The following is a 13,875-nucleotide window of genomic DNA, read 5'->3' on the forward strand; positions in this document are numbered from 1 at the left end:
GGCTATCTTTATTATTCATAACTTAATAGCAAATAAAGTATATAAAAACTCTTTATATTGATCTTCTGTAATTTCACGCTTAGTTTTTTCCCCATGAATAATTTCGGTTAAACTTGTATTCGTTAATGAAATATGGCCAGAGTTCGTCAACTTTACTGCAATTGGTCCCTTATTAAAAATAGACTTCTCATCTTCTATCACTCTTCTTTGAACATCATTTACTACTATCTCATCAATAATATGTTTATAAAAAGCATGACAAACTTTCCATTCTCCAGCAGCATCTTTTCTTTCTAAAACATAATTTCCTCTACTCGTAGCTTTTTGTCTCACCCGGTACGAACCATTTTTTGAAGAAACAGATTCACCAATAAAAGGTACAGGAACAAGAGGTACTAACGAAGCTATACCTACATCAATTAAATACTGTACATTATTATAAGTTAAAATAATTGTTATATGGCCATCCTCAAGTGCCCATGCATTTATATCGTTTTTATAAACCGTACCTAATGCCAGTTGTACATCATAGCCACAGTCTCTTAAAAAATAGTAAAAAAGAGTGTTTAATTCGTAGCAAAGTCCACCACGGGAACTAGTTAAAATTTTCTCTCGTAAGTTTTCCAGAGAGATTTGATTCGTATTTCGTGCTATAACATCTAAATTCTCAAATGGTATAGTATGCGCAAACGAAAAGAGTATGGTAGGTAATTCTTCAAACGTTACATCATTACGTTTTTTAAGATTTAATCTTGTGAAAAGCTGATCTTGTAAACTTGTCATATTTAGCACCCCTTAAAAATTTATAAGTTAAAATAATATATGCTGATTGTAAATTTTAAGGGGCACTGTAACAATGTACATTTTACTTAACTGTACCGGTACAAAAATTACGATTCACGAGGTAAATTAATAGAAGGCGTCATTACAAATGTCTTTTCTGTAATTACTTCTTTTTGGGGCAAATCAAAAGCTACGAATATAAATTTAATAGTTTATCTATAGGCAAATTATTAATATCACTTAAATCAACAAAATATTGAAGTTGCCACGTTTGGCTCTTTTTAGCTTGATTGCTAACAGTGGTATCCCAAACAGGATAAATTCTCATTGCCATTTTCCCTGTTTGACTTGGTGTTCTCAATATTTTTTCTTTAAGAAGAATCTCTTTAGGGAAAATAAATTGCCCTAGTTTATTATCAGCAATACAAGTGATTACTAATAAATCAGGAGCAGCTTCATAAGAGAAAGCTCTATTTCGCATATTTTCATCTTTCTCCCAAAAAGAAACAAATTGCCCAATTTTATTAGGAGTAACTTTTGATTTTCTAAAACGAATGGTTTTGTTATTTAAGTGGAATAAACATCCGGCATATTCTGCGTTTTGCTTTTCTTCTTTTAGATTCGTAATCATTAAGTTGTTAGGTTTGTAAACTATATTATTTAAATTTTGGATTATATTATTAAAATTGTTCAAAAAAACTCCCCCTTTATTCATCTCTTAGTTTACCACAAACATCAGTTCTTCTATATCGTATATAATTATGAACTAAGTGAAATGGGGGAATTTAGCAGGATATAATTATTATTTTAATGTACTTAGTTTTTCAATTGCTTGTTGTTCAGTTGCTAAGTAAAAAATGTCATTCCCTTTATTACATTCATAAATAAAATCCTTTAAGCTTTTACTAGTATACATAGAGAAATCTCCAACAATAGCAATCTTTACCTTGTAGTTTATAAACTTTTGAAGGATATCACCCGCAAGCCGTGTTTTTAGGTCAAAGAAATCTTCACTTATTAAAGATTTATGGATAATAATATGTTTCGCATCTACCTCATATTGAACTGTTGCCATAGTATCTAATGCAGACTGAACATCCGATATTAATACCTTATCGTTTCTAATGAGCGCAATATTGATTCCATCGATTACTACTTTCTTTATTTCCATAGTCCCACCCCTTTATAATTTACACAGTATGAGTAAAATTGTTTTACAAAACTTTGTATTAATCATAGATTAAATTAGCCAAAGCTATTAAAATCGCTCCTATTTTTTGTTGTAAGTATATATTTTTTATTGCTAATACGGTCAATGAAATTAATGATAGTTTCTCTTTTTTATATTTTTGAATATATATATGGAATTGCCTTTACTTGTTATAAAAATATTGTGGAGTAACATAACTTAACAAACTATTCAAAGTGTTAATCTCGGCATATGGTTGTATTTTGGTAGTATTCTTGATTTTCTGAGGGTTAAACCACACACCTTTTATATTTGCATTTTGAGGACCAGCAATATCCTTTTCTAAGTCATCACCAACAAATAAAGTATTTTCCGGCTGTAAATTTAGCTTATTTAATGCTAGTTCGAATATACGTTTATCAGGTTTACTAAATCCCACTTCTTCAGAAATAATGATTGTTTCAAAATACCTATTTAAATTCGTGTTAAATATTTTAGCTTTTTGCCTCTGAGTTGAGCCATTTGTTATAATTCCAACTTTAAAGTGCTTCTTTATTTGATTTAAGAAATGAATAGTATTTTGGTCTATTGAAAAACATCTAGGGAAATTATTATTCCAAAAATCTTGGATGTAATTGCGTGGCAATCTATACTTCGGCGTGAATTCATCAAACAATGATTCTAAAACTGTCGTTTTATTACTTATGCCATATTCTCTTTTATCGTATTCTTTGAATTTCTGTAACATGTTGCTTTTAGCCGCACCATCTACATTTTCATAACACTTTTCTAAAACAATTAAAAATAATGCCTCTACTGCTTTATCCCTATCAAGTAATGTATCATCTAAATCAAACAGCATCGCTTTATAACCCATCAAATCATTTCACAACCTTTCTAGCATTATATAAATCTTTCCAAGTTTGTACCTTTAAACTTTTGGTTTAGCAAGAACATTGTTATGTAGTGATTAACGATTAAATAAAAACTAGATGAAAGAAATCCATAGTTCTTGGCACACACTCTAGTATTACAGTAGCTTCTTCTATATTGAAATTCCTTTTCCTCTTTTGGTAAAGAAGCAAAAGTATATTTTCGAGAATTTTAAGAAACTACATACAATTCACGTTATTATACATTAGTTTTTCGTAAATATTAATCGTACATCAATTCATACGATAAGTTTTTTTAAGCAATTATTTCTCCATAAAAAAGGAATATAGCTAATAATACTTTTTGGTAGTAAACGTCCTATGAAGTTTACTACTGTATCTCCACATAAACTCCAGATTGTACGGCTATAATGACTACCAGAGGTGATATTATGAAAAATTATCATATCCTCGTGGTTGAGGACGATCAAGAAATTCAGGAATTAATTAAACAATTTTTAATGACACAGCAGTATACAGTGGTAGTCGCTTCAGATGGACTAGAGGGTATGACACAATTTAATAAGCAATCATTTGATTTAATTCTTCTAGATGTTATGATGCCCAATCTTAATGGGTTTGAAGTTTCTAAAATGATTCGAAGTCAGTCAAACGTACCAATTATTATGCTAACTGCGTTGGAAGAAGAGGAAGATCAAATGAAAGGATTCGATCTTGGGATCGATGATTATATAACAAAACCCTTTTCATTTCATGTTTTGATTAGACGAGTCGAAGCTGTACTTAGAAGAAGTTATGATAAAAATGTAAATAATCATTTAATATTTAAAGAAGTTCGTATCGATGTGGATGCATATAGAGTGTATGTAAATGACGTTGAAATTATATTAACGACAAAAGAGTTTGAAATTCTACAACTACTATTTCAAAATGAGAGAAAAGTACTTACAAGAGAAAATATCGTAGAGAAGGTTTGGGGGTACGATTATTTTGGAGAAACACGAATTATTGATACACATATTAAAAATCTACGTAAAAAATTAGCTATCCCTTATATTAAAACAATAAAGGGTATTGGTTATAAAATTGATGAATAGTATTGTGAAACTCATGAAAATGAAGCAAATTACTTATAAACTCTTTATGACTACATCTCTCATTTTGTTATCCTTTGCAGTATTGATTTATTTAACTTTATACTTCTTTCTCCCTACATTTTATGAGCAATACAAAACAGATCAACTTCAAACAGGAATAAAAGAAATCATTGATAAGTCTAAAGATCTTACGTTTCAAGATGCGATACCACTTTTTGATGAATATGCAAAAAAAAATAATGCGATGCTTTATCTTCAAAATAATGAGGGAATAATTAAATACTCTCCTTCATTTTCTTTTACTCAAAGTGGTTCGCAAACAACAGTAGTTACTAGAGCAACACGGTTCGAGAATGTAGGTACCCTTAGCAATTCATATAACGTTACGAAACCAATTCAATTTCAAGATGGTAGTTTAACACTTGTAGTGTTTGCTACATTTCAACCGATTGATGAAGCTTCACAAGTTTTAGTACGCTTTCTCCCCTATATTAGTATCATTGTACTCGTAATTGGTATAGGGAGTGCTTATTTTTATTCCAGGTTTATTACAAAGCCACTTATTTATATTAATGAAGGTGCACAAAAGATGGCAAATTTAGATTTCTCCGAAAAAATTGAGGTTCGCTCTACAGATGAGTTAGGAGAATTGTCTAATAGTTTGAATGACATGTCTATTAACTTACAACAAGCTATGTTTGATTTAAAAAAAGCAAATGAACAATTAAAAAATGATATTGAAAAAGAAAGAGAAATAGAAACAAAACGCAGAGAGTTTTTTGCGATTGTAGCACATGAATTAAAGTCCCCTCTTACTGTAATGAAAGGATACTTAGAAGGGATGATATACAATATTGGCCCTTATCAAAATCGCGATCAATATTTAAAGAAAAATCATCAAATTATTGAAAGTATGGAACAATTAGTTCGTGAAATTTTAAGCGTATCGAAATTAGAACAACACACCTTCAAACTAAAAGTAGAGGAAGTTAATCCTTCAAAGTTAATAGGTACAATCACAAAAGATCTCGAATTTTTTGCTTCTCAAAAAAGTATCGAAATAATAAAAGAATTTGATTCTGACCTTTCTATTTATACAGATTGTGCTCTTTTAGAAAAAGCATGCAAAAATATTATCCACAATGCGGTTATGTATTCACCACATAATGAAAAAGTCTATATAAAGTTAAGAGAGAATTCTAAACAAGATCAAATCGAAATGAAAATTATAAATACAGGTATCAATATTAAAGATGAAGATATTCAACAAATTTTCAAACCATTTTATCGAATTGAAAAATCAAGGAATCGAAATACTGGAGGAAGTGGTTTGGGGCTATATATTGTTAAACAAATTCTTGAAACGTTAGATATAAAGTATTCAATAAAAAATATGGAACATAGTGTGCAATTTTGCATGAGTATTCCGCTATCTAAACATAAAAACAAATAAACTCTCCTTTAAATAGGACGAGTTTATTTGTTTTTGTAGTAAGTATAAACTTATTAACAGGCTTTTCGTTTAATGACGTATGCTACTTTTTAAATGGCGATTGTCATAAGTAGTGACAAACTGTATTCAACTTAAATGTTTACCTATAACAGCAAAAAAAGCGAAATTACGCTTAGCAGCAAATTAGATTCTCTTATTTGAGATACATTTCATCTATGAAACTGAAAAGGAGGATGAAAAATGTTTATTCACCTCCATTTTTCAGATTAATTTGGAATTCTTTTATGATAAGCTATATGTAAAGATTAAACATAAAGGATGATTCGTATGGAAATAAGACCAAAGGTAAGTGAATATAACTCCTATTATGCAACGTATACCAACTTGGTATCAGACGGAAATATCATACATATTCTAGAACAACAAATGAAGGAAACGAATCTTTTATTAAAGGGAATTTCTAATAGTAAGGGACTTTTCCGGTATGCTCCTACTAAATGGAGTATAAAAGAAGTAATCGGTCATATAGCAGATACAGAACGTATTATGGCGTATCGATTGCTATCTATCGCTCGAGGCGAGACAGCAGAACTTCCAGGCTATAATGATGATATGTATGTTCTTAGAGCTGCTTTTGATAAGCAATCTATGCAAGATCTTCTTGAGAATTTAATAGTTGTTCGCCAATCTACCCTGTATTTACTTAGAAGCTTAGATAAAGAAGCCTGGTCACAAAGAGGAAATGCGAATAATTCTGAAGTTACAGTTCGTGCATTAGCATACATCATTGCCGGTCATGAGCTTCATCATCTTCAAATTATAAAAGAACGTTATCTTGGTTCTGATGCATATCCAGCAAGTTAATATTTGAAGAACAAGAGTCCTATTTATGTAGGGCTCTTGTTCAGTATTTATAACGTATTAGCACTTAGAATCATGGCAATTAAATGCATTTATTTATAAAATTCACCACATAATATATATGCTATCCTCTTTTATTCTGTACATAATTTTCTTTAGGTTGATATACTATAAACACAATAGTTCTGGAAAGGTGATGATATTATGTATGAACAACAAAATAATAGAGATAGAGATCAAAAAATGATGTTTTCGATGCAAGGAGTTCCCACAAATAAAATTAACATGAATCAATTACCTAAATGGATTAAAATTTTTGGATATTGCGCGTTTGGTTGGATGATAGTATTTAGTTTAATTATGATTGTAGGTTTAATTCTGCAATAACTATACAGATACATAGATAGGTAAACGGGACGATATTTAGATTATACATCTAGGTAATGTTCCGTTTTTTATGTATGATTATCCCATGATATAGGTAACCAATTATACTAAAAAGAACTTGTAGAATATCCTACAAGTTCTTTTTCAAATATTATTAAAACGGGAACAACAAACTATTTTAACATTCAGTACAGGGAGACCATTTTGATTATGGCTTGATTTTATTATAAAACAAATATAAGCTTTTGAAAGGTCTAGATTTTGAAAATTATGTGAATTGAACAGCTACGATGTTTATATTAGATTTCATTTACAACCAACTTCTTCTTACTTAAATACACTGCACGATCTGATTTTTTAGCAACCTCCTGTGAGTGCGTCACAACAATAATACATTTATTCTCTTTATGTGCAAGTTCTTGAAACAGTTCTATAATATCCATTGCGGTTTGCTCATCAAGGTTTCCTGTTGGCTCATCCGCAATCAATAAATCAACATTACAAGATAGTGCTCGAGCAATTGCTACACGCTGTTGTTGCCCACCGCTTAGTTGCAGGACGTTTCGTTTCGCTTCAGCTTCTGAGAGTCCTACCCTCTCTAATAACTGTAATGCTCTTGCTGTTTTATTTTGCACTTTAACACCTGTAATTTCCATTGCTGTTAAGACATTTTGAAGAGCTGTCATATAGGTTATTAAGTTATAAGATTGGAAAATTACAGATACATTTTGATTACGGTATCGATCCAAACCAATTTTTCTAATATCTTTGCCATTATACAGTACATAACCATTTTTAGGGACATCTAGTCCACAACCTAAGCTTAGAGTTGTGGTTTTACCAGATCCAGATGGTCCTAAAATCGTGTAGAAATGTCCTTTTTGAAAAGAAAAGTTAACATTTTCTAGTATCGCTACATTTTTTCCATTACTTTCATAATAATAATCTAAATTTTTAAACTGTAAAATTGTCTCCATATCGAGCCTCCTCATTCATCTTTTAAAAGAATTTGTTTTGGGTTTAAACGTAGAATAGATAATGCCGGAAGAAGCGTTGCTATTATAGCAATAGCTAGTCCAATTCCACCCATTTTTCCTACATCTTCTCCTGTTACACTTACATCAATTTTATCAATTGGATCTTCTTTTTGATTTTGTAGAGTACCACCGGGTCCAGCCATCATTACAGTACCATGTTGCGAGGTATCTGTTTCTTCGCTTGCAGTAGCAATTTCATTCGAAAGTAAATTATCCCCGATATATTGAGAAACTTTAGCTCCTGTTGTTATGGATAATCCAAATGCTAAAATAGCGACACACACTACTTCTACTACGAATTGCGCCATCAGTTTCCACTTTTTCTCTCCAATAGACAATAGAATTCCCATTTCTTTACGACGCCCTTTAATTGATAGCATAATGATTAATCCTAAAATAATCGCACCTGCAATCGATACAATATAAATAATCATTTGAGAAGTCGAAGAGATATTTTCGATAGGACCAATCATTTGCTTGTACAATGAATCATGCGCATCTAATTTATAATAATTAAAATCAATATTAGATTTTTTTGCTTCTTTTTTAAATGCATCAATATATTGTGGATCATTCAAGAAATACACGACTTGAACACTACTTATACCTTGGTCTACTTCTAATTTTTTCATAGTTGAATGCGGCATATATAGTTTATTAGCCGGATCCATAATAGAAGGAGCCTGTTGACCCATTGCTTGCTCATTTGTTTCGTAAATACCGATAATTTCAACCTCAAGGGTTTCCTTCTTATCCCCTGATTGCACTTTAACTTTGTCTCCTACTTTCAAATTGTTTAATTCCGCTAATCGTTTTTCCATTAAAGCTACATTCTGATTCTTCATTTGCTCTGTAATTGGTTTTCCATCAATGATTTTACTTTTTCCGTTTTTAAAGCTTTCTTGTAATGCAGTCTTGCGGACTCCCTCAATCATAAAAGAAGCATTCATATCTATTTCTGTACTAGAGCTTGAACCGCCTCGCACAGCCGCTATTCCCGCTTTACCTTTACCTTCTTCTCCTTCTGAAGCTCCTACTAGTTTAAGTCCATCAGAAATACCGAAAGTGTTAGCTATGTAATTATAGTCTTTTACATACTTGGACTTCGCTAATTGTTCTGTTTCTTTTGTATCGAGCTGCGGCGGACTTGGCATTTCTCCAGTTTCCTTAGCTTTTTGACCTAATTTGTCGAAATCAAGACCTAAAGTAACATCTGCACCAAGTTTTTTTCTCGCAGCATCCGCTGCTTTTTTTGACGCATTTTGGATTGTAAAACCTGAAAGAACCAAATTTGTAACAATCAGAAAAACTGCCATCAAAATTAATGATGTTCCTATCCTTTTTTTCATACTGAGAATTGCTCGTTTCATAAAATTCATTTTTTCTTACCTCCTTGATATCTTGTATTCTATATAGGTTATCTAGAGTTTATATGGAGCTAATCGGTAGTTTAACTAGAGATATAAGGAGTTTATGTGTAGTTATTTACCTGTTTCAGAAAAGCTAGAACACAAATTCAAAAACGCAGCCGTTTTTGAATATTGGTAAGGAGTTATTCCGTTTAATAAATTTATATAAAAGGTTAAGATTAATTTAATGTATGTAGCACAAAAAACATTTACTGTGTAATTTCTATACAATAAATATAGAGAAACCTATTTGGATATCTATAATAGGGATTTTAATACTGTATCTCATACAAATCACGTCACTTTAAAAGGTGCATCTTTTAATACGAAAATAAGCAAGTTAATATTCTCTTATATGAATAAGAATATTAACTTGCTTTTTAGATTTTAGTATAATTTATTTATAGTTTTATTTTATTGCAAGCTTTATAATATGATATACAAATTTATCACCTACTATTAGGAAAAGAGAATATTTTATAATTAATTTACAACATAAATTTTGTCCATGTTTTAAACAATATGTATTTTGGAGGAGGTTAATTTGATTTTTTCAAAACTCATTGATCGGTACGCCTTATATGATTTACACAAAAAAAGAAGTGTAGCGTTTCAGTATACTTCCCTTTCTAACACTTCATTAAATATAAAGGACATAGAATCTTTTTATAAAGTAAAACCATCACATATTCATTTTGACATTAAGCATTCAAAACAGGAAAAGGAATACATGGCTGGGCAATTCAAATATAAAAGCTCAGTTCAATCCGGTGATTCACGCAACGACTCTGTAACTGGGGAATTATTCTTACATAAAAATGAAAATGCACCTCATGTTATCTTTGTTCACGGTTGGAGAATGGATTCTAACGAACGTGTGAAAAAAATATTCCACGATCATATGACCAGTCTGAAGTGGAATATGTATTATTTCACTCTACCCTATCATTTTGAAAGAAAACCCGATCAATCCTTTTTCAGTGGAGAGTATATGGTAAGTGCAAATATTGAACGAACAGTACAAGCAACTAGACAAGCGGTAACTGATTTACGAGCTTTGATCAAATGGATTAAAGCAAATAAAAATGGTCCCCTGATTCTAATAGGAATTAGTTTAGGTGGATTTATTACTAACTTAACCTCTCTTGTTGAAGAAGAAATTGATGTGTTAGCATCCATTTTCTATGCAAATCGACTCTCTTATTCAATTTGGAATACAACTCCAGGTAAGTTTATTAGAGAAGACTTGGAACATCATGGTGTTACGTATGATGATTTAATAGATTATTGGAAAATCACTGAACCGAGTCAAGCATTACCAAAAGTACAAAAAGAAAATATTTTATTAATTTCAGGTAAGCACGATCTATATGTGCATTCTGAGGATACAGACTACTTGTGGGAAGCTTGGGAAAGGCCTACACGATATATTTATACATGTGGGCATGCCGGGATCGTTCTTAAACGTAAAAAAATTGCAACTGATACTATTGATTTTATTCAAAATCGATTGAACTCCCCGCACTTATCCAATGTCATGCCTTAAATCGCGAGATTACTAAGTACAAAATCTTATACTTATATTGTTATATTTTTTACTAGTCACCTTTGTAAATCTTCGCCCCTAGCCTTACACGATTGAAAATGAAATAAAATAAATAACTAAGGAACTAATTTACCATATGGAAAAACATTGCTCAACATTTTCACTAGTAGTCCCTGTATATGCAATATTACATATAAAAATCTTTATGTATTCCGTTATTAATTTAAAAGGAAATTATTCATCCATTAATCTATACCATCCGTATTTGCAGTTAAGGATACCCTAATTACATATGAAAAAGAGAGAAGAACATTGGTTAGTTCTTCTCTCTTTGTTTATTTTTAAGATAACTATCTATAAAATTTTGCTTTTCATAATTCTTCATGAGTCTAGAAAAGAATCTAATCCTTTTCTAGACTCAAAAAGAAATTTTTCTAATGTACATAATTACAACGACATTAAACCACTTTGCTCTTAAATCCAATACTTGTATTATTAATTGCATGAAAGTCCTTCTTGAGAAAGGTTTTAATTTCCGAATATTCTGTTGACCGTTATAACATATCCAATTTACAATTTAATTGTGGTGTTCTTTCACAATTAAACTACTTAGAATATACACTTCATTTATTTGAAAACAATTACAAATAGAGGTGCTAAAATGAAAACTAGAGTAAATCCAGAATTATTACAAGGGTTAGAGATGTTTCCGGATCTCGATTTACGCCCGGAAAACTTGCAATCAATCAGAGAAGGAATAGCTCAAATGAGACCACCTACCGTTGTTGATGACTCTCTTTCTTTAACAGATAAAGTCATTGTTGGGCCTGATGATAATCCGTTACCATTACGAATTTATTGTCCAAAATTAAATCATGAATCTTTACCTGTCTTATTATGGATACATGGTGGTGGTTATATCTTAGGTTCTATAGATGATAACGATGATACTTGTATGAGGTTTGCAAAAGAAGCTGGCTGTGTGGTTGTATCTGTAGACTACCGCTTAGCACCTGAACACCCTTACCCAGCACCAATTGAGGATTGTTATTCAGCTTTAAAATGGATTGCTGATAATGCAAAGTCATTACACATTGATTCAAATCGTATTGGGGTTGCAGGAGTAAGTGCCGGCGGTGGACTAACAGCAGCATTATCATTATTAGCCCGAGATCGAAAATATCCTTCAATTTGTTTACAAATGCCACTATATCCAATGATTGATGACAGAAATGATACACCTTCAGCGAATGAAATTAAAGAGGGATTTGTTTGGAATCAAAAGGCAAATGAAGCTGGCTGGAAAATGTATTTAGGAGAAATGTATGGAACGGATCAAATCCCTGCCTATGCAGCACCTTCTCGAGCTGAGGATTATAGTGACTTACCGTATACTTACACATTTGTTGGTCAATTAGATCCATTCCGCAGCGAAACATTAACCTATGTAAGCAAACTAGCGCAAGCTGGTGTTGATGTGGAGTTTCATTTATATCCAAATGCCTATCACTGGTTTGAAGGGTTAAATCCAAATGCCGATGTATCTATTTATGCTGTGAACGAAATAGTACAAGCAATAAAGACTGGTTTCAAACGAGTATCCAAGGTTGAGGCTTAATCCCATTACAAGATAAATACTTATAAATAGTATATATGTTATCATTTAAACATAATAGCCGATTCTAAATAAGAATCGGCTATTAATATGTAAAATCCGCCTAATATATTAAGGTTGAGAAACAGATATAAGATGTTTAGGCGATGTGTTTATTTCCTCTGCTAACGCTTTTATGTTCATCATGATTTGAAGTATTTCTTCTTTTGTGGTTCTTGGGTTGATAGAGCAAAGTCGAATTACTACTTTTTCTTTTAATTTAGTCGTACTTAGCATAGCAAAACCTCTTTGATTAATTTCTTCCACCAATTTTTTGTTTATTTCATGAATTGTATCTGTAGATGTTAGCTCACATGGAATATAACGAAAAGTAACAATTCCTAATTGGGCAGGTGTTACTACTTCCCAATCTTTTTCTTTCCTTAAAAACTCTTCAACTTGTTCAGCTAGCATAATGCCATGATCAATTGCCTCACGAAAAGCTGTAACTCCGAATGCTTTAAAAGAAAGCCATACCTTTAATGCTCTAAATCTACGAGAAAGTTCAATTCCACGCTCCCCAAAATTCACTTTTTCTTCTATATTAGTTTCTGTATCCTTAATATACTCTGGGATCATACGGAATGTTTCACTTAAATATTGGCTATTTCGAATAAGTACACAACCAACATCATAAGGCTGAAAAAGCCATTTATGCGGGTCTAACGTTAAAGAATCGGCACGATGAATTCCACTTAATAACTCCCTTCCTTTTTCACTGAGAATTGCTGCAGCCCCATAAGCCCCATCCACGTGTAGCCATATATCTTCATCACCACATACATCAGCCAATTCATCGAGGGAGTCCACCGCTCCGCAATTCGTTGTCCCTGCATTAGCAATAACACAGAATGGTTTTTTCCCTTTTAATCGATCTTCTTTTATTTGTTTTCTTAAAGTACTAACTGAAATTTTTAAGTCTTCATCTGTCTCAATTCGGCAAATTTGATGCTGTTTAAAACCTAATACTTTAAGTGCTCGATCTACAGAAAAATGAGTTTGGTTAGAAAAATAAACAATCGCATTTTCTATGTCATTATTCAGCTTGACCTGTCTCGCTACAGTAAGTGCAGTCAAATTAGCCATGGAACCACCACTGACAAATAGTCCTTCAGCTGAATCAGGGAATCCTAGCATTGATTTTAACCAGTTAATTGTCGTTAATTCAATTTGTTCGGCACCTGCACCTACTATCCAAGCTGTAGGAAATACATTAAACCCACTTGCTAAAAAATCTGCTAATACACCAACATAATTATTAGGACCTGGCACAAAAGCCATAAAATGAGGATGATCCACATGAGTAATTTGATTAAACACATTGTTATTAAGAAAATGAAGTAATTCTTTTGGATTAGATCCGTTTTCTGGAATCGTTTCAATTAGCTTGTCTCTAAAAATATTACTATCAATCGTTTCTGAAACTGGTTTACTTTTTAAATGATTCATATGATCAACAATCAAGTCAACCGCTTGATATCCTAACTGACGCATTTCTTCGGCTGATAACTGTAATTTTTTTGTCATTTGATTTACTCCTATTCTATTTAAAAAGGCGAGTTCTTG

13 protein-coding genes are annotated in these 13,875 nt (G+C 31.7%); 6 read left to right on the forward strand and 7 right to left on the reverse strand.

The window, feature by feature from the left end:
• Positions 1-15 precede the first annotated feature (15 nt).
• The 4 genes from OXT04_RS03545 to OXT04_RS03560 all read right to left on the reverse strand — a co-directional run bounded on the left by OXT04_RS03545 (position 16) and on the right by OXT04_RS03560 (position 2,849).
• Positions 16-783 carry an arylamine N-acetyltransferase family protein gene (locus OXT04_RS03545; protein WP_098211303.1) on the reverse strand — a complete coding sequence of 256 codons (768 nt, stop codon included), beginning with the start codon at positions 781-783 and terminating at the stop codon, positions 16-18.
• 190 nt (positions 784-973) lie between these two features.
• Positions 974-1,498, reverse strand: coding sequence for a MepB family protein (locus OXT04_RS03550; RefSeq protein ID WP_080451150.1), 525 nt, complete (start codon positions 1,496-1,498; stop codon positions 974-976).
• An 87-nt stretch (positions 1,499-1,585) separates the two neighbouring features.
• Entirely contained in the window at positions 1,586-1,954 is a 369-nt protein-coding gene (locus OXT04_RS03555; protein WP_061660937.1) for a DUF4180 domain-containing protein, read from the reverse strand.
• Positions 1,955-2,156: 202 nt separating this feature from the next.
• On the reverse strand, positions 2,157-2,849 hold the full coding sequence (locus OXT04_RS03560; RefSeq protein ID WP_061660936.1) for an HAD family hydrolase: 693 nt from the start codon (positions 2,847-2,849) through the stop codon (positions 2,157-2,159).
• Between the two features lie 447 nt (positions 2,850-3,296).
• Between OXT04_RS03560 and OXT04_RS03565 the strand changes: the two genes are divergently transcribed.
• The 4 genes from OXT04_RS03565 to OXT04_RS03580 all read left to right on the forward strand — a co-directional run bounded on the left by OXT04_RS03565 (position 3,297) and on the right by OXT04_RS03580 (position 6,663).
• Positions 3,297-3,962, forward strand: coding sequence for a response regulator transcription factor (locus tag OXT04_RS03565; RefSeq protein ID WP_000800739.1), 666 nt, complete (start codon positions 3,297-3,299; stop codon positions 3,960-3,962).
• The gene (locus tag OXT04_RS03570) at positions 3,955-5,415 is read left to right on the forward strand and encodes a sensor histidine kinase (protein WP_267413099.1); all 1,461 of its coding nucleotides are present in this window, start codon (positions 3,955-3,957) and stop codon (positions 5,413-5,415) included. The genes OXT04_RS03565 and OXT04_RS03570 overlap by 8 nt, the downstream gene beginning before the upstream one ends.
• A gap of 327 nt (positions 5,416-5,742) precedes the next feature.
• Entirely contained in the window at positions 5,743-6,279 is a 537-nt protein-coding gene (locus OXT04_RS03575; RefSeq protein ID WP_000405918.1) for a DinB family protein, read from the forward strand.
• A gap of 201 nt (positions 6,280-6,480) precedes the next feature.
• Positions 6,481-6,663, forward strand: coding sequence for a hypothetical protein (locus OXT04_RS03580; RefSeq protein ID WP_000273237.1), 183 nt, complete (start codon positions 6,481-6,483; stop codon positions 6,661-6,663).
• Positions 6,664-6,962: 299 nt separating this feature from the next.
• On the opposite strand, the gene OXT04_RS03585 is transcribed toward OXT04_RS03580, so the two are convergent.
• Both OXT04_RS03585 and OXT04_RS03590 read right to left on the reverse strand, forming a co-directional pair.
• Positions 6,963-7,640, reverse strand: coding sequence for an ABC transporter ATP-binding protein (locus OXT04_RS03585; protein WP_000447865.1), 678 nt, complete (start codon positions 7,638-7,640; stop codon positions 6,963-6,965).
• 11 nt (positions 7,641-7,651) lie between these two features.
• The gene (locus tag OXT04_RS03590; protein ID WP_267413110.1) at positions 7,652-9,079 is read right to left on the reverse strand and encodes an ABC transporter permease; all 1,428 of its coding nucleotides are present in this window, start codon (positions 9,077-9,079) and stop codon (positions 7,652-7,654) included.
• A gap of 574 nt (positions 9,080-9,653) precedes the next feature.
• Between OXT04_RS03590 and OXT04_RS03595 the strand changes: the two genes are divergently transcribed.
• Positions 9,654-10,655: an alpha/beta hydrolase gene (locus OXT04_RS03595; protein ID WP_267413112.1), complete on the forward strand. Its 1,002-nt coding sequence runs from the start codon at positions 9,654-9,656 to the stop codon at positions 10,653-10,655.
• Positions 10,656-11,316: 661 nt separating this feature from the next.
• Positions 11,317-12,273 (forward strand): alpha/beta hydrolase, encoded by a 957-nt coding sequence (locus tag OXT04_RS03600; protein ID WP_267413115.1) that lies wholly within the window; start codon positions 11,317-11,319, stop codon positions 12,271-12,273.
• Between the two features lie 108 nt (positions 12,274-12,381).
• On the opposite strand, the gene OXT04_RS03605 is transcribed toward OXT04_RS03600, so the two are convergent.
• Entirely contained in the window at positions 12,382-13,836 is a 1,455-nt protein-coding gene (locus OXT04_RS03605) for a pyridoxal phosphate-dependent decarboxylase family protein (RefSeq protein ID WP_000162820.1), read from the reverse strand.
• Positions 13,837-13,875: the final 39 nt, after the last annotated feature.

The sequence above is a fragment of the Bacillus sp. GC_Bacil_1 genome, from assembly GCF_026540675.1.
Lineage (GTDB): Bacteria > Bacillota > Bacilli > Bacillales > Bacillaceae_G > Bacillus_A > Bacillus_A cereus.

Coding starts and splice junctions, on each gene's coding strand:
- OXT04_RS03570 (WP_267413099.1), top strand. CDS start 3,955: ATGAATAGTATTGTGAAACTCATGAAAATGAAGCAAATTACTTATAAA.
- OXT04_RS03585 (WP_000447865.1), bottom strand. CDS start 7,640: ATGGAGACAATTTTACAGTTTAAAAATTTAGATTATTATTATGAAAGT.
- OXT04_RS03605 (WP_000162820.1), bottom strand. CDS start 13,836: ATGACAAAAAAATTACAGTTATCAGCCGAAGAAATGCGTCAGTTAGGA.
- OXT04_RS03555 (WP_061660937.1), bottom strand. CDS start 1,954: ATGGAAATAAAGAAAGTAGTAATCGATGGAATCAATATTGCGCTCATT.
- OXT04_RS03575 (WP_000405918.1), top strand. CDS start 5,743: ATGGAAATAAGACCAAAGGTAAGTGAATATAACTCCTATTATGCAACG.
- OXT04_RS03590 (WP_267413110.1), bottom strand. CDS start 9,079: ATGAATTTTATGAAACGAGCAATTCTCAGTATGAAAAAAAGGATAGGA.
- OXT04_RS03560 (WP_061660936.1), bottom strand. CDS start 2,849: ATGGGTTATAAAGCGATGCTGTTTGATTTAGATGATACATTACTTGAT.
- OXT04_RS03565 (WP_000800739.1), top strand. CDS start 3,297: ATGAAAAATTATCATATCCTCGTGGTTGAGGACGATCAAGAAATTCAG.
- OXT04_RS03600 (WP_267413115.1), top strand. CDS start 11,317: ATGAAAACTAGAGTAAATCCAGAATTATTACAAGGGTTAGAGATGTTT.
- OXT04_RS03580 (WP_000273237.1), top strand. CDS start 6,481: ATGTATGAACAACAAAATAATAGAGATAGAGATCAAAAAATGATGTTT.
- OXT04_RS03550 (WP_080451150.1), bottom strand. CDS start 1,498: ATGAATAAAGGGGGAGTTTTTTTGAACAATTTTAATAATATAATCCAA.
- OXT04_RS03545 (WP_098211303.1), bottom strand. CDS start 783: ATGACAAGTTTACAAGATCAGCTTTTCACAAGATTAAATCTTAAAAAA.